At 56.0% G+C, this 14,803-nt stretch carries 13 protein-coding genes; 9 read left to right on the forward strand and 4 right to left on the reverse strand.

The features are described from left to right. Positions 1–277 precede the first annotated feature (277 nt). Positions 278–1,039, forward strand: coding sequence for a hypothetical protein (locus tag KGB06_RS16030; protein ID WP_223517361.1), 762 nt, complete (start codon positions 278–280; stop codon positions 1,037–1,039). Positions 1,040–1,129: 90 nt separating this feature from the next. Here KGB06_RS16030 and KGB06_RS16035 read toward each other — a convergent pair whose 3' ends face one another. Beyond that, a complete protein-coding gene (locus KGB06_RS16035; protein ID WP_223517363.1) occupies positions 1,130–3,166 on the reverse strand; it encodes an alkyl/aryl-sulfatase in 2,037 nt (678 codons plus the stop codon). A 168-nt stretch (positions 3,167–3,334) separates the two neighbouring features. Between KGB06_RS16035 and KGB06_RS16040 the strand changes: the two genes are divergently transcribed. From KGB06_RS16040 to KGB06_RS16055, 4 genes are all read left to right on the forward strand, one after another. Then, positions 3,335–4,294, forward strand: a complete 960-nt coding sequence (locus KGB06_RS16040; protein ID WP_223517364.1) for a LysR family transcriptional regulator — start codon at positions 3,335–3,337, stop codon at positions 4,292–4,294. 193 nt (positions 4,295–4,487) lie between these two features. Further along, the gene (locus KGB06_RS16045; RefSeq protein ID WP_223517366.1) at positions 4,488–5,258 is read left to right on the forward strand and encodes a PaaX family transcriptional regulator C-terminal domain-containing protein; all 771 of its coding nucleotides are present in this window, start codon (positions 4,488–4,490) and stop codon (positions 5,256–5,258) included. Between the two features lie 45 nt (positions 5,259–5,303). After that, positions 5,304–6,293, forward strand: coding sequence for a fatty acid desaturase family protein (locus KGB06_RS16050; protein WP_223517368.1), 990 nt, complete (start codon positions 5,304–5,306; stop codon positions 6,291–6,293). 129 nt (positions 6,294–6,422) lie between these two features. Next, on the forward strand, positions 6,423–6,872 hold the full coding sequence (locus KGB06_RS16055) for a hypothetical protein (RefSeq protein WP_223517370.1): 450 nt from the start codon (positions 6,423–6,425) through the stop codon (positions 6,870–6,872). A 27-nt stretch (positions 6,873–6,899) separates the two neighbouring features. Here the strand turns inward: KGB06_RS16055 and KGB06_RS16060 are convergent, their stop codons facing one another. Then, positions 6,900–7,868, reverse strand: a complete 969-nt coding sequence (locus KGB06_RS16060; protein WP_223517372.1) for an AraC family transcriptional regulator — start codon at positions 7,866–7,868, stop codon at positions 6,900–6,902. 177 nt (positions 7,869–8,045) lie between these two features. Between KGB06_RS16060 and KGB06_RS16065 the strand changes: the two genes are divergently transcribed. Further along, positions 8,046–9,638: a GMC family oxidoreductase gene (locus tag KGB06_RS16065; protein ID WP_223517374.1), complete on the forward strand. Its 1,593-nt coding sequence runs from the start codon at positions 8,046–8,048 to the stop codon at positions 9,636–9,638. 104 nt (positions 9,639–9,742) lie between these two features. On the opposite strand, the gene KGB06_RS16070 is transcribed toward KGB06_RS16065, so the two are convergent. Then, positions 9,743–11,101, reverse strand: coding sequence for a dicarboxylate/amino acid:cation symporter (locus tag KGB06_RS16070; protein ID WP_223517382.1), 1,359 nt, complete (start codon positions 11,099–11,101; stop codon positions 9,743–9,745). A 107-nt stretch (positions 11,102–11,208) separates the two neighbouring features. Next, positions 11,209–12,264 (reverse strand): tartrate dehydrogenase, encoded by a 1,056-nt coding sequence (locus KGB06_RS16075; RefSeq protein WP_223517384.1) that lies wholly within the window; start codon positions 12,262–12,264, stop codon positions 11,209–11,211. Positions 12,265–12,400: 136 nt separating this feature from the next. On the opposite strand from KGB06_RS16075, the gene KGB06_RS16080 reads away from it, so the two are divergent. The 3 genes from KGB06_RS16080 (at position 12,401) to KGB06_RS16090 (ending at position 14,454) form a co-directional block, all read left to right on the forward strand. Continuing rightward, entirely contained in the window at positions 12,401–13,324 is a 924-nt protein-coding gene (locus KGB06_RS16080; RefSeq protein WP_223517386.1) for a LysR family transcriptional regulator, read from the forward strand. A gap of 148 nt (positions 13,325–13,472) precedes the next feature. Further along, complete coding sequence (locus KGB06_RS16085; protein ID WP_223517388.1) at positions 13,473–13,634, forward strand: DUF2986 domain-containing protein; 162 nt, start codon at positions 13,473–13,475, stop codon at positions 13,632–13,634. A gap of 421 nt (positions 13,635–14,055) precedes the next feature. Continuing rightward, positions 14,056–14,454, forward strand: coding sequence for a hypothetical protein (locus KGB06_RS16090; protein ID WP_223517390.1), 399 nt, complete (start codon positions 14,056–14,058; stop codon positions 14,452–14,454). Positions 14,455–14,803 lie beyond the last annotated feature (349 nt).

Consider the following 14,803-nt stretch of genomic DNA (forward strand, 5'->3'; position numbering starts at 1 on the left):
GTTAATTCGCGCCGCCGCTGCAAAGGCTGGCATTTACGGAAATGATGCTGGCGAAGCCATGTATCCTCTCGCTCACAACGATGCGAAAGGTAATTGACTCGACGACAGTCAACACAATTACACACTCACCTTTGCAGCCGGAGAGCCCTGGCCGGCAAATGCTTTCTGGTCAGTCTTCCAGCGGATTCCGGCACCTGGTCACCACCAGCCATTGTGCAGGTGCAGTAAATAGCTGACTTCAGCCGTGCGGTTGCGCTGCCATAACCGGAGATTTGAATTGAGCCCTTTTGTCATCGCACTAATTGCTTTTGCATGTGTATTCGGCAGCGCATTGCTGGGTCTTTACATACAGAAGTTGTTGCCGGAACACCACCTGAGCGATGAATCCATTGCCGTTGTAAAACTGGCGACCGGACTGATTGCGACAATGGCTGCCATGGTGCTTGGGCTGTTGATCTCGTCCGCGAAAGTTACGTACGAAACGACCAGCACCGAGCTCACTGTCAATGCGGCCAAGGTGTTTCAGTTTGACCGGGTGTTGGCGAGGTATGGACCCGAAACCCAAGACATCCGTGCGGTGCTCAAGCGCAACTACGCTTCCGTGATCGAGCTTGTTACATCACACGACAGCGCAACGATCTCGCAACTCGACAGCCCAGAGGCCATTAGCCGTTCGGACGCTCTCAGGCAACAGATTGATGATTTGAAGCCTGGCAATGATTCGCAGCGAGCGCTCAAGGCTCGTGCGCAACAAATTGCCGATGAAGTGCTAGCTGCACGGTGGTTAACACTGCTACAAGCACATGGTTCGATACCCGTTTTGTTTTTGATCATTCTCATAGCATGGCTATCCGTTATCTTCGGCGCGTTCGGCTTGTTCGCCCCCAACAACGGGACGGTCATTGCCGCGTTTTTAACGTGTGCGCTTTCGGCCTCTGCGGCAATCCTGCTTATTCAAGAGATGAACAGACCGCTCGATGGGTTGATCGGGGTATCAGTCGAACCGATGCGCGACACACTCTCTCGTCTCGGACAGTAACCCAAAAAACGTGCTCCCGAATTTTGTGCACCTTGCGCACGACAGGTCTCCACGTGCGCAAGGTTGCTTCACCGTATAGCAGGCGATGGATTACTGATTGGTGCCTGGTATTAGTTCAAACGCGGGGGTAAATGGGGTGATGGCGGCCATCAATTGCGCGAAGGGTTTATGGTCGCCTTCGAATGTAGCTTTGCCAGCCTGGACGAGTTGATCGAAGCCGGTTTTCCTCGCCATTACGCCTTCAAGATCAGAGCGGTTAACGGTGATCGTGAGGTCGGCATTTTTCGCTTGCTGCCCTTTGATATTGGTCAGCGTCGAATTGCTCAACTCAACCACAAACTGCTCACCATTGTCCGGAGTCTTAAGGTTCAAGACGAAGTGTTGGTCAGCGACTTTGCTGCCGTCCAGAGCGATGCCGAGGTATTCCAGCCACAACTCGGTGCTCATGGCGCGGATCATGTCAGGTCCGGTGGTTTTTGGCGGCACCCCCTTAGGCATGCCATGGCGCAATTCATACGCCGCAGCGAGGAAGCTGTTGCGCACCCCGGCACTTTCCTTCTGATAGCCGACTTGCTCATAAACATCCGCCAGCAGGTCTTTGGCCTTGCTGTTTTGGGGTTCGGCGTACACCAGTTTATTGAGGATCTCATAGGCTTCGCGGTACTTGCCCTGATCGAACAGGGATTTCCCCTTGGTCATGATCTTGTCGGCGCCACCCATCATTTCTACATACAGCGGTGCCGAATCTTTCGGAGACAGCGGCATCAGCGTCGCAGGGTTGGCATCCCAGTAACCCAGGTAGCGGTTGATCACGGCACGGCTGTTGTGCTCTTCCGAGCCATGGTAGCTATGAGTCGCCCAATTGTTTTTCAGGCTTTCGGGCAATTTGTAGACGTTTTGAATCTCGTTGATGGTGACGCCCTGATTGGCGGCGTGCAGTACGGCATTGTTCAGGTTGGCATAGGCATCGCGTTGCGCGCGCATGACGTCCTGAATTCGCTCATTGCCCCAACGTGGCCAACTGTGGGATGCGAACATGACATCGGCCTGTTGTCCGTAACGATACAAAGCGTTGTTGATGTTCTTCGACCAAACCAGTGGATCACGGACCAAGGCACCACGCAGGGTGTAAATGTTATGGATCGTGCCGATGATGTTTTCGGCGGCCCAGAAAGCCTTGAATTGCGGAAACCAGGTATTCATCTCCGCAGGCGCTTCGGTGCCGGGAGTGCTTTGAAACTCCATTTCCACACCGTCGATGGTCAAGGTCTCGAAGTCTTTCGCGATATAGCGATTGGGCTCAATCAGCCCCATGTTGCCAATGGAGGCATTTTTTCCGATGGCCATGTCGACATGGCCATAGGGGCTGTGCGGCAACATCAGACCATATTGGAAGAACGCGCGCCGAGTCATGGCATTGCCGGCGTAGACGTTTTCAGCCACGGCATGTTCCATGAACCCTTGCGGTGCGATCAGCGGGACTTTGCCGCTACGCACGTCTGCTTCATCGACCACGCCGCGGATACCACCGAAATGGTCGGCGTGGGAATGAGAAATCACCACCGCTACGACCGGCCGCTTGCCGAGTTTTTCATTGATGAAGTCCAGGGCCGCCTTGGCGGTTTCCTTCGACAACAGGGTATCGAACACAATCCAGCCCGTATCCCCCTTGATGAAGGTGATGTTGGCCAAGTCAAACCCGCGCACTTGGTAAATCTTCTCCGGAACCACCTCATACAGACCGAAGGCCATGTTGAGCACCGCCTGGCGTTGCAGGGACGGATTGATGCTGTCGTAGTCCTTACCTTCCAGCAAGAAGTTATAACTGCCCATGTTCCAGGCGACGTTCCCGGCTTCAGCCATGATCTTGTTGTAGGTCGGTGCAGCGATGAAGCCTTTTTTCGCTTCTTCCAAGTCGCGCTTGTCCGCGAAAGGGAGTGCCTTGCGCACACCCTTCTGCAGTTCGATCGTGTAGGTCGAAGGTGCTTTGCCTTTGCTATCGAAGTGCACATTTTGTGCTGAGGTCGGATCTGAACTTACGCCGTTTGCATCGTCCGCAAAAACGGCAGGGCTGACGCCACTGCCAAGCGTGATTGCCAGTGCCAGATGGAAGGTCTTGTTGTACATGGAAGGGTTCCTGCGCCAAAGGGGTGCCAAGAGCGTCAATGCGGTGAATTGCGCCCGATTTTATTTATTGGTTACGCGTCAACTTGACCCGTCCGGCCATGAATAGCATATTCATTTGATTACGAAAAATTCCGTTTTAGCGCTTTTCGATAACATAAAGGTTATGACATGACACCACGCCGCCTACGTCAGTTTTTGGCATTGATTGAACACGCGCACTTTGGTCGGGCAGCAAAAGCGCTGGGGGTTTCCCAGCCGGCATTGAGCAAAAGCATCCAGTTATTGGAGAGCGAACTCGGGGTCACGCTGTTCGACCGACGCACAGAAGGCGTCGTGCTGACTGCGTTTGGACAGCTGCTTCGTGAGAAAAGCCAGCGCTTGTTGATGGCCGAGGAAGACCTGCGACGTGACATCGCCTTGCTGGCGGGAGGCGATATTGGCGCACTGAAGGTCGCTTTGGGTCCCTATCCAAGCATCGCCAGCGGTTACGCCAGCATCGCGCGATTACACGCCCGGCATCCGCACATCAAGGTCACTGCACATGTCGCCGGATGGCGTGAGGTTGCTCACCAGGTCGCCACAGGGGTAGTAGACCTGGGGATCGCCGAAATCAGCACGCTAGCCGGCAGGGAGGAATTTACCTGTGAGCTGGTGGGTGAGCATGAAGGACGCCTATTTTGCCGCCCCGGCCATCCGCTGCTGTCGAAACGTCGCTCACTGACGTTGGCGCAAACACTCGATTATCCGTGGGTGGCCTCGCGCCTTCCTCTGCGGCTGGCCCGCCATTTGCTCCCGGCAACATTGGGTTGTGCTGGCGCTTATGATGCGGTGACGGGTGATTTTGTACCGGCGATCGAAATAGACGTACCGATGCAAATCGTCAAGTTCGTCGAGACCAGTAATGCGCTGGCCTTGGGGAATTTATCGACCTTTGAGCAGGAAATCATGGCGGGTGCAATCGTACCGTTACCCATCCATGACCTCGCACTGCGTACCCGTTATGGCTTCATCTACCTCAAAGAGCGCTCACTGCCACCCGCGGTAGAGCTTTATATGAAGGAAGTGAGGGCTGTGGAAGAAGAAATTGGTCAGCGTGAAAGCCTTCTCGCCAAGATGAGGATGGAGTGACTTAAGCAGTACACCTGGCAAAGACCTTCACCGATAGCCGCTATAGCTTGCGGCCCCACCTTCGCGCATCAACTCCTGATAATTACAAAATTACTATTTTAATAGCCTGTTGCGTAATATTACCGATTACGATAATTTTTCACCTAAAGTGTAATGACTTGGGAAAACAATGAAACCTTGCGCAAAAAGCCTGGTGCTCGAACTGCTGGTCGCTAAAAACGGCGTTCCCTTGCAAGTCAAGGAAGCGATCGTCGCGTGTGAGCTATTCGGAATCAGTGAAAACAACGTCAGGGTCACGCTGGCGCGCCTCACGACCGAAGCATTACTAGAAGGTGCGGGGCGCGGTAGTTATCAGTTGGGACCGCAAGCCAAGGACATTTCGGCGCAGCTGTTTGGGTGGCGTAGCGTGGAGCAGCATCTGCGGCCGTGGGACGGTAGTTATCTGATGGTTGCGTGCAATGCCTTGGGGCGCAGTGACCGCAACATCTTGCGCCAGCGTGAACGTGCGCTGCACATGCTTGGCTTCGCGGAACTGGACAAGGATCTGTACGTGCGTCCGAACAATGTCGAGCCTGATGTCGAATCTTTGCGACAACGCTTGATCGAGCTCGGCCTGGAGCCGGCGGCATTGGTTTTCCAGGCCACGGGCTTCGAAGAGACGCAAGCGCAGCGAATACAAAGTCTGTGGAACGGCGAGTTGCTTAACGACAGCTATCGCCGTTATTGCGAGCAACTGGAGAGCTGGGCCCTGCGCGCCGAGCAACTGAAGCTGGATGCGGCCGCACGCGAATCTTTCATCCTCGGCCGCGAAGCCATCCGCCAGATCGTCTTCGACCCCCTGCTGCCGCACCCCTTGGCCGATGTGGCGCTGCGCACCGAATTCCTTGCCTGCACCCAACGTTTCGTGGACCACGGTCACCAGATCTGGCGCACCTTTTTGCAACAACCCTCAAGCCCCAACTGACTCATCACCCAGGCCGACTACAGGCCTTTGATGTAGAGGATAGACATGCATAACAAGACTAAAATCAGCGATATTCTCAGCCGCGACGAAATCAAATCCTTTAGCGAACGCTCAGATTGGTGGGGCGCCTGGGCGGTGGGTTCTACTTGGGGGGTGCTGGCCTTGACCTTTTTGGGTCTGGCCTGGGCCCGCGATTTTTTGCCCTGGTGGGGATTCAGCCTCGCACTGATCCTGGGTGTGGGTATTATTGCCGGACGCCAGTTGTGCTTTGGGATTTTGCAGCACGATGCCGCGCACGGCACTTTGTTCAAGACCAAATGGTGCAATGACGTACTGGTTGATTGGTTGTGCGCTCGGCCGATCTGGAATGAGCTGCGCAAGTACCGTCCGTATCATCTGACCCATCACGCCAAAACTTCTTCTGTCGACGATCCCGATCTCTGTCTGGTGGCAGGATTGCCTACGACTCGCCGCTCATTGATGCGCAAGTGCCTGCGTGATCTTTCTGGCGTCACCGGCCTCAAGTTCCTGATGGGACGCTTGCTGATGGATGCCGGTGTGCTTCAGTGGTCGTTGACCAGCGATATCCGCCGCCTGCCCCAGGAGGGTCGTCGCTGGTGGGACTATCCACGGACCTTCTTCAAAAACGCCAGCGGTATGCTGCTCACCAACGCCCTGCTCTTTGCTGTGTTCTGGATCAGTGGAAATGCCTGGCTATACAGCGTTTGGGGACTGGCCTACATCACACCGTTCCCGCTGTTCATCCGCATTCGTTCCATGGCGGAACATGCCTGTCTGGAATCAAGCCCGGACGTACTTCGCAATACCCGTACCACACACGCCGGCTTGATCGCCCGCGCTTGCGTGGCGCCTATTCGGGTCAACTTTCACATTGAGCATCATCTGATGGCCTCGGTACCGTATTTTCGCCTGCCGAAATTGCATGCACTTTTGCGACAGCGCGGCATCGTACCGGAACCACCCACCTACCTACAGGTGCTCAAGCGCGTGAGCCTGCGGGTTAACGATGTTTGACTGATAAACCGGGGGGTCCAGGGATTTTTGGGGGTGGTTATAAAAGTAGAGGCTCAAGAATGCGACACCGTATTAATGAGCTATACCCAATAGGCCCCCATGCACTTCTTCCATTACTGGAGATTGGCAATGAAATTCTACACTCCTCTGGCAGCGCTATTGGTCACCGCAAGTCTCTTCGGCTGCACCAGCTCATCAAACCACTCGATGAACCTTCCTTTGGCAGCGACCCACGGGAATCCAGGGAAGATTGCCACTACCACGTTGACCAGCGTGGGCGATCAAACCAACTTTGACTTCTACATCACAGGTGTTCCAACCGGAACCATCATGCCCCCGCGCATCTTCACGTTCATCAACAAAGGCAGCTGCCAGCAACCCGGCGCAGTCGCCTACGCGTTGAACGACAAGGTCAATACTGAACCCAATGCGGGGACCGGTGGGTGGACCTTTTACAGAAGCGCGCCGATAAAAATGCAAGACCTGCTTGCCGGCAATTACTCCGTTCTTCTGCGTACCTCACCCGAGGATGGCAACGTCGATATTTTCTGCGGCAATGTCGCGCAAGCGACTAAATGATTTGCCCTGGACGATGCTGCGACCTCATCAGAGGTCGCCATTTCCAAACAACTGACGACGCCTGGCTCCCGGCGACATGGCAAACCAGCGCCGGCAAGCGCGATTGAACACGCTCTGTTCGCTATACCCGAGAAGACCGGCAACCTGGGACATCGGCATGTGCCTTTCCGCCAGATAGTGGTCGGCACGGTCGCGGCGAAGGGCCTCAACCACTTCATCGAAACTTCGCCCTTCCTCGGCCAACCTTCGTTGCAACATGCGCACGTGCATGCCGAGCTGCTCGGCAATCAACGGCAAACGGCAACGCTGTATCGGCATCATGCGCAGGACCAGGCGTTCGACTTGATTGACGATACTCGATGTCGCTTGCAAGTCGAACTGGTTGAAATACGCCTCCAGTGCGTGATGCAGGTAGGGAGCATGTTGCTCAAGTTGCTGACTCAGTTGTTCGTCGCGCAGAACCATCGCGTTGCAGGATTGGCCCGTGTACACCGTTGTTTTGAAATAGCGCCGGTAAGCCTGCGCAGTTGAAAGAGGACTGGAAAACAGAATGGACTGGGCAACGAAGTTGTCGCCATACAGCAACTTCATACCGTTATGCGCCACCCCCATCGCCAGCTCCACCATTTGCCGTCGCGGGCTCGGTCCGGACAGCCGGATGTCGATCACCAGACGCGGAGCCCGGGCCTCACTCAGGTCGAGATCAAGTTGGATGCCGGGGCTGTGGTAACCGATAAAACGGATGACTTGCGCTAGCGCCTCTCCCGCCGTTGCACACGTTCGAGCGATCACTGCAATCGGTCCGAGTACATGCAAGTCCTGGTACTCAGCCATGCGCAGACCAAAATCGGGGCACTCCAGCTCTTGCGCAGCAAACTCCAACAGCCCCACCAACGAACGCAACGGCACGCGCGCGTCCTCGTCCATCAGCAGATCCGGATTGATGCGAAAGCGTTCAAGCATCACGTCAGCTTGCCCGCCTAGCTGGCTCGTCACTTCACGAAACCCGGTAAATGATGTTGTTCTGATCAAAGAAGTCATGTCATCAAAGATCAAATAAATGTCATGAAAGATCAATAGTTTTCTGTATGTTTCAGCCAACAATCCATCCCAGGTATCCACTGTTGCTTCCTTGCGAAGCAGCCCCTGTTCGCTCATCGGGATCATGCTGTGATGGAATTCGACTACGTAATCATCGGCGCCGGCTCAGCCGGCTGCGTCCTGGCTAATCGCCTGAGTTCAAATCCCAATATCACAGTCTGTTTGTTGGAGGCCGGTCCGGAAGACCGGTCGCCACTGATCCATGCACCCGTGGGCGTCGCGGCGATCCTGCCGAGCCGACATGTCAATTGGGCGTTCCAGACAGTACCGCAACCTGGCCTGAACGGACGTCGCGGCTATCAGCCACGAGGCAAGGTATTGGGTGGCAGCAGTTCAATCAACGGCATGGTTTATATCCGTGGTCATCACAGTGACTTTGACGACTGGCAGGCCCTGGGTAATCCGGGATGGTCGTTCGCCGACGTACTGCCGTATTTTCGCAAGAGTGAAATGAACCACCGCGGAGCCTGCAACTATCACGGCGCGGATGGCGAACTCTATGTCGGCAAGAACCCGATACATCCGGCCACCCAAGCCTTTATCGAGGCGGCACAGATGGCCGGACACCGCCATAACCCCGACTTCAATGGCATCGACCAGGAAGGCGTCGGTCAGTATGACGTGACTATCCGCGACGGTCGGCGCTGGAGCACCGCCACCGCGTTCCTCAAACCGATTCGACATACCCGCAAAAATCTCACCGTGCTGACTTCAGTCGCCGCCGAGCGCATCGTGCTGGAAGGCAAGAAGGCCGTCGGCGTGGAGCTGCGCATCAGGGGCAACCGCCAGACCATCAAGGCCCGCCAGGAGGTACTGCTCAGTGCCGGATGCTTTGGTAGCCCGCACTTGTTGATGCTCTCGGGGATTGGCCCGCAAGCGGAACTCAAGCCACAGGGCATACAGGTGCAGCACGAACTTCCCGGTGTCGGGCAGAACCTGCGAGACCATCCGGATGTCGTGCTCAGCTACAAGAGCCACGACACATCCTTGATGGGGGTCTCCCTGCGCGGCAGCGCGAAGATGGGTAAGGCGTTGATCGACTATGTCCGGCACCGACGTGGCCCTTTCGTCAGCAACTTCGCCGAAGGTGGCGCTTTCCTGAAAACCGACGCCAGCCTTGCTCGCCCGGATATCCAGTTGCATTCGGTGATCGCGATGATTGACGACCACAACCGCAAATTGCACTGGGGCCATGGTTTCAGTTGCCACGTCTGCGTGCTGCGCCCCAAGAGCGTCGGCAGCGTCGGCCTGCAATCGAATGACCCGAGCGCCCCACCGCGCATTGACCCCAACATTCTGGGGCATGACGACGATGTGGAGACCCTGCTCACCGGATACCGAATGACCCGGGAAATTATCTGGCAAGCCCCGATGGCACGCTACGGTCTGAAGGATATGCACAGCGAAGGGATATACGGTGACGAACAGCTGATCGAGCTTTTGCGCCAGCGCACCGACACCATTTATCACCCGGTCGGCACCTGCAAAATGGGCGTAGACGAACATGCCGTGGTGGACAGCCAATTGCGTGTGCATGGGATCGAGGGGCTTCGCGTGGTGGATGCCTCGATCATGCCGACGCTGATTGGCGGTAACACCAACGCCGCTTCAATCATGATCGCCGAACGTGCCGCCGACTGGTTGTCCGCAAGTCAGCGATCCTGACCGTCAGTTCGTCAGTGGAGCCGCCTTTCTCGTACAGTGCGAGCGGCGGCTTTGGGTTGAATCAAAAATGGCGCTAAACATCACTGCATTCAGCGCCACGCCCCCTACGCCCGAGAGGCTTTTTTCAGACTGGGCAGCACGCCCCCCTCGCCCACCGCCGAATGAGCAAAAATGCGATTGGCCTCATCAACCGTGGCAGACTTTTCCTCCTCGACGTCACCATTGAGCGCCTTGTTCATTTTGACCGTGTCCAGCGCCCCCACCCATTTGGCGATGGCCATGGTGCCGACACCATTGCCGATGGTATTGGTGATTGCCCGCGCTTCCGACATGAACCGGTCGACACCCAGCAGCAACACCATGCCCGCCACCGGTATGGTGCCCAGGGAAGACAAGGTGGCGGCCAAGATGATGAACCCCGAACCCGTAACACCTGCCGAGCCTTTGGAGGTGAACATCAGCACCGCCAACACGATCAGTTGATCAGTCAGGGTCAGCGGCGTATTGGTCGCCTGAGCAATGAAAATCGCAGCGATGGTGTAGTAGATCGCCTGCCCGTCCGGGTTGAAGGTCAGACCGGAAGGAATGATCATGCCGGCGACGGGTTTGGACACCCCGGCCTTTTCCATTTTGGAAATCATCTGCGGCAGCACCGACTCCGATGAGCTGGTGCCCAGTACGGTGAACAGTTCTTCCTTGATGAACTTGAGGAACTTCCACAGGCTGAAGCCGCTGTAGCGACAGATCGGGCCGAGCACAAAGATCACGAACACCGCGCAGGTCAGGTACACACAGGCCATCAACTTGCCAAGTGAGAACAGCGAACCGAAACCGTATTTGCCGATGGTGAAGGCGATGGCGCCGAATGCGCCGATCGGTGCCAGTCGCATCACCATGTTGACGATGCGGAACATGCCCTGCATCAGGCTGTCCAGGGTGTCGACAAAGGGTTTGCCCCGCGGCCCGACGTGAGCCAGGGCGATGCCGAGCAGAATGGAGAACAAGAGGATTTGCAGGACGTTGCCCTTGGCGAAGGCATCCACAATCGTATCGGGGATGATGTTCATGACGAAGTCCATGAACGAGGCATGCTTCACCGCCGAGGTGTAGGTGGCCAGGCTTGAGGTGTCGAGGGTGGCAACATCGATGTTCATGCCCGCGCCGGGCTTGAACACATCGACCACCACCAGGCCAACCACCAGTGCCAGCGTCGACACGACTTCGAAATACAGCAGCGCGCGAAAGCCGACCCGCCCCAGCTCCTTCATGTTTTCCATGCGCGCAATGCCCGTGACTACGGTCAGGAAGATCACCGGCGCGAGGAGCATTTTGATCAATTTGATGAAGGCATCGCCCAAGGGTTTGAGCGCAGTGCCGGTTTCAGGAACGAACACGCCAACGATGGCGCCGAGGATGACGGCGATGAGCACTTGTACGTAGAGTTTGCCAAATATTCTTTTCATGACAGGGCCCTGATTTTTTATTGTTGTCAGGAAATGCCAAGGAGTCAGATCAAGCGATCTGCCCCTTGGCGTTGTGCCGCAGTACTACTTTGAATCGCTGGAAAAAATCAGCGGTTGATCAACGCGATGACTGCATCCGTAATCTGTCGAGTAGTGGCGTTACCGCCCAGATCCGGAGTATGCAAACCGCTTTCGGTAACGGCTTCGATAGCGGACATCAGCTGTTTGGCTGCGGCGGGTTCTCCAAGATGCTCTAGCATCATTGCGGCGGTCCAGAACGTTGCGATGGGATTGGCCACGCCTTTTCCGGTGATGTCGAATGCCGAACCGTGGATCGGCTCGAACATTGAAGGGAATTTGCGTGACGGGTTGAGGTTGGCGGTCGGCGCAATGCCCAGGCTGCCGGACAGCGCTGCGGCCAGGTCGGACAGAATGTCGGCGTGCAGGTTGGTGGCGACAATGACATCCAGCGTCGACGGCTTGAGCACCATGCGCGTGGTCACCGCATCGACCAATTCCTTGTCGATTTTGACGTCCGGGAAATCCTTGGCCACTTCGTAGAAAATTTCGTCCCACAACACCATGCCATGACGCTGGGCGTTGGACTTGGTGACCATGGTCAGGTGCTTGCGTGGACGGCTCTGCGCCAGTTCGAAAGCGAAGCGGTGAATGCGCTCGACCCCGGCACGGGTGAACACCGAGACTTCGGTGGCGACTTCTTCCGGCAGGCCACGGTGTACGCGACCGCCGTTGCCGGAATATTCACCTTCAGAGTTTTCCCGCACGACCACCCAGTCGATCTGATCGCCGTTGTGCAGTGGGCTTTTCACCCCCGGCAGTACCCGAGCGGGACGTACGTTGGCGTATTGATCGAAGCCCTGGCAGATCGGCAGGCGCAAGCCCCAGAGGGAAATATGATCCGGTACGTTGAGCGCGCCGACGGCACCGAAGAAGATAGCGTCGAAGGTTTTCAATTCATCCAGGCCACCTTCGGGAATGTAGTAACCGTTTTTCAGGTAGTTATCCGAGTTCCAGTCAAAGTGTTTGAAATCCAGTTGGAAGCCGGACTTTTTCGACAGGGCTTGCAGCACCTCGACACCAGCGGCAATCACTTCGACACCGATGCCATCACCTGGAACCGCTGCAATTTTGTATGCGCTCATGGTCAACTCCACTCTTGTAACGTTCTTGTTGTGCCTGTTGAACGGGCTGTTCAATCAGGGTGTGAGCGGAGTATATGTAGTGAACAAATAGGTGTGAGTTACTCAGAATCACTACATAAATAACTTTGAGTTACGAATGAGCCAGACCCTGGATTTGTCATTTTTTTACCTCTTGGCCAACAAAGGCAGCCTCGCCGCGACCGCGCGGGAACTGGGCATCACTCCACCGGCAGTGAGCAAGCGTCTCACCGCGCTGGAGGCTCGATTGGGCATCCGCCTGGTCAACCGCACGACACGCTCAATGAGCCTGACCTCTGAAGGTGAACTGCTTTTCTCGCATGCCGCCCGCATCCTGACGCAGATCGATGAGGTCGAGCAGTTGCTCCATAGCAGTCGGGCGACGCCTAAAGGCCTTGTTCGGGTCAACGCGTCGTTGGGTTTCGGTCGCCGTTACATCGGCCCTGCCCTGGGTGCGTTCTTCGCACAGTACCCGGAGGTGGAAGTGCAGCTGGAAATCAGCGATCACCCGCTTGATCTGACGACGCACGGGTTTGACCTGGGCATTCGATTCGGCACGCTGCCGGACGCCGCCTTCCATGCACGCAAGATCGCGTCCAATCGTCGTCTGTTATGCGCATCGCCCCTGTACCTGGAAAAACATGGTGTGCCGCAACGCCTGACGGACTTACAGCAACACAACTGCATCTTTCTACGGCAAAACGAAACGCCCTACGGCGTGTGGAGTTTCACCAACGGTGGGCGCACACAAAACATCAAGGTTCGTGGAGCATTGGGTTGCAATGACGGTGAAGTGGCCCTGAACTGGGCGCTGGAAGGGCACGGCATTCTTTTGCGAGCTGAATGGGACATCGCCCGATACGTGCGCAGTGGCCGCTTGCGATTAGTACTGGAAGACCAGACACCGACACGCGCCGATGTCTATGCGGTGTACCCGCAACAGTTACACCTTTCAGCGCGAGTGCGCAGCTTGATCGATTTTCTGGTTGAGCGTTTCAAGCACATTGACCACCTGGAAGAAGCGGCAGATCTGCACGACTGAACCACATTGTCCCGCCCTTCCCGATCCATGCATCAGCGCCCTCGAAACGACGGCTGCCAGATCGATAATGCACCAAGAGCGCGGCACAGAGATCTGGATTAACATTTAAGCTGATACCCTTCAAGAATTTACAAGCTGAGCAGAACACATGAATCGTCGTAAAAAAATACAGCAGCTATTAAAGGCTCACGCCAAAAAGGCCAGTGCCAAATTGGCACCGGCAAGCAAGTCTAAATACATTAGTAAAGCTGACCGATTGAAACTGGCGGCTGAATCCAGTGACGACTCAATCATTTCCTCTGAGAGCTGATCCATGTAACTCAAACACCACCGAAATTTACAATTCTGGTCGGGCCAGGCATTCCGATGGCACCTACCGCGAGGACGCGGCCTGATAATTCATTCAAGCCGAAGCCGTTTCTTAGCGATCCGACCACCCTTTCGCAGCCTAACCTACCCAAGTGGTGCTCCCGTTGCGGAACGTCAGCTTTGGGTTGTGGATTTCGACCCTTGACCAAAGGCAGAAAACGGCCAGAAGGGACATCGAGATAGCAAGCATCAGAGGGGCCGAACACTGAGGCCGTTAGCTATTTAAACAGCGGCTCCCTAGAACTTTTCCCTATTTATCGGTCTATGTGGATAGGCACATCCGCTGGGTAAGCGCGAACCCGCAGGCTTCCCGCAGCCAGATGGCCCCACATCCAATTGTCAATCAGAGGTTGCCTTCGCTCATGAAATTCCATGACCCACGGATGGTGCTCTTCGGCCTGTTCGCGTTCGCGGCAGTGGGCTCGGCATCAGCAGCACAGATGAAGACCTCAACCCCTGTTTTCGCAACTGAAGTCACAGCCGTTCAGGCTCCTGTCCAGGCCGCCGGCAACCCTTGGCCGACCTTGGCTAGTATGGCCGGCAAGCAACCTGGGCCGTTGCTTGCCCATGACGATCGATACTGGCACGACGACCGTTGGCACGACCGTAGAGACGATTGGCGCCGAGACGACTGGCGTAGAGATAAGTGGCGTAGAGAGCAAGCCCGCCAAGAAGCTGAACGCCATCGTTATTGGGAGCGCCACCAGGATCGCGCCATGCGGCACCGCTATGAGGACGATCACCGCTACTATCGTCGCTAGTGCGAAGCCACGGGATCAATCCGCCCGCAACACGGGCGATACTCCGCCAACCTGCAAAACCAGGACTCAAACCGGCCCGAAATAGCAGTGCTCGCCCACCAGGTTGTAGACATCAGGCTGAATACGTCGACGAGGTAGAATCGGATGTTTGTTCAGCGCTTCCCAAATGAAGTCTGATCGTTCGCAATGGGTCGTTTTCTGCCCTTCGTGACAGGCAGAAAACGGCCCAGAGTGTGTAAAAACGCATTCGCGAACCCTTGCTATGATTTCTGAGGATTTCATCGCAGGGATCGCCCATGAAGCGCTTTATCCAAGGTGAACATCGAGGCCAAGGCACCTTACTTCCCGA

The organism is Pseudomonas sp. GL-B-19 (assembly GCF_019956415.1).
In the GTDB taxonomy this organism is placed as follows: Bacteria; Pseudomonadota; Gammaproteobacteria; order Pseudomonadales; family Pseudomonadaceae; genus Aquipseudomonas.

What these genes read in the sequence shown, in the direction of transcription:
- KGB06_RS16075 (WP_223517384.1), bottom strand. Translation starts at nt 12,264, where the DNA reads ATGAGCGCATACAAAATTGCAGCGGTTCCAGGTGATGGCATCGGTGTC.
- KGB06_RS16085 (WP_223517388.1), top strand. Translation starts at nt 13,473, where the DNA reads ATGAATCGTCGTAAAAAAATACAGCAGCTATTAAAGGCTCACGCCAAA.
- KGB06_RS16070 (WP_223517382.1), bottom strand. Translation starts at nt 11,101, where the DNA reads ATGAAAAGAATATTTGGCAAACTCTACGTACAAGTGCTCATCGCCGTC.
- KGB06_RS16090 (WP_223517390.1), top strand. Translation starts at nt 14,056, where the DNA reads ATGAAATTCCATGACCCACGGATGGTGCTCTTCGGCCTGTTCGCGTTC.
- KGB06_RS16050 (WP_223517368.1), top strand. Translation starts at nt 5,304, where the DNA reads ATGCATAACAAGACTAAAATCAGCGATATTCTCAGCCGCGACGAAATC.
- KGB06_RS16065 (WP_223517374.1), top strand. Translation starts at nt 8,046, where the DNA reads ATGGAATTCGACTACGTAATCATCGGCGCCGGCTCAGCCGGCTGCGTC.
- KGB06_RS16055 (WP_223517370.1), top strand. Translation starts at nt 6,423, where the DNA reads ATGAAATTCTACACTCCTCTGGCAGCGCTATTGGTCACCGCAAGTCTC.
- KGB06_RS16080 (WP_223517386.1), top strand. Translation starts at nt 12,401, where the DNA reads ATGAGCCAGACCCTGGATTTGTCATTTTTTTACCTCTTGGCCAACAAA.
- KGB06_RS16040 (WP_223517364.1), top strand. Translation starts at nt 3,335, where the DNA reads ATGACACCACGCCGCCTACGTCAGTTTTTGGCATTGATTGAACACGCG.
- KGB06_RS16035 (WP_223517363.1), bottom strand. Translation starts at nt 3,166, where the DNA reads ATGTACAACAAGACCTTCCATCTGGCACTGGCAATCACGCTTGGCAGT.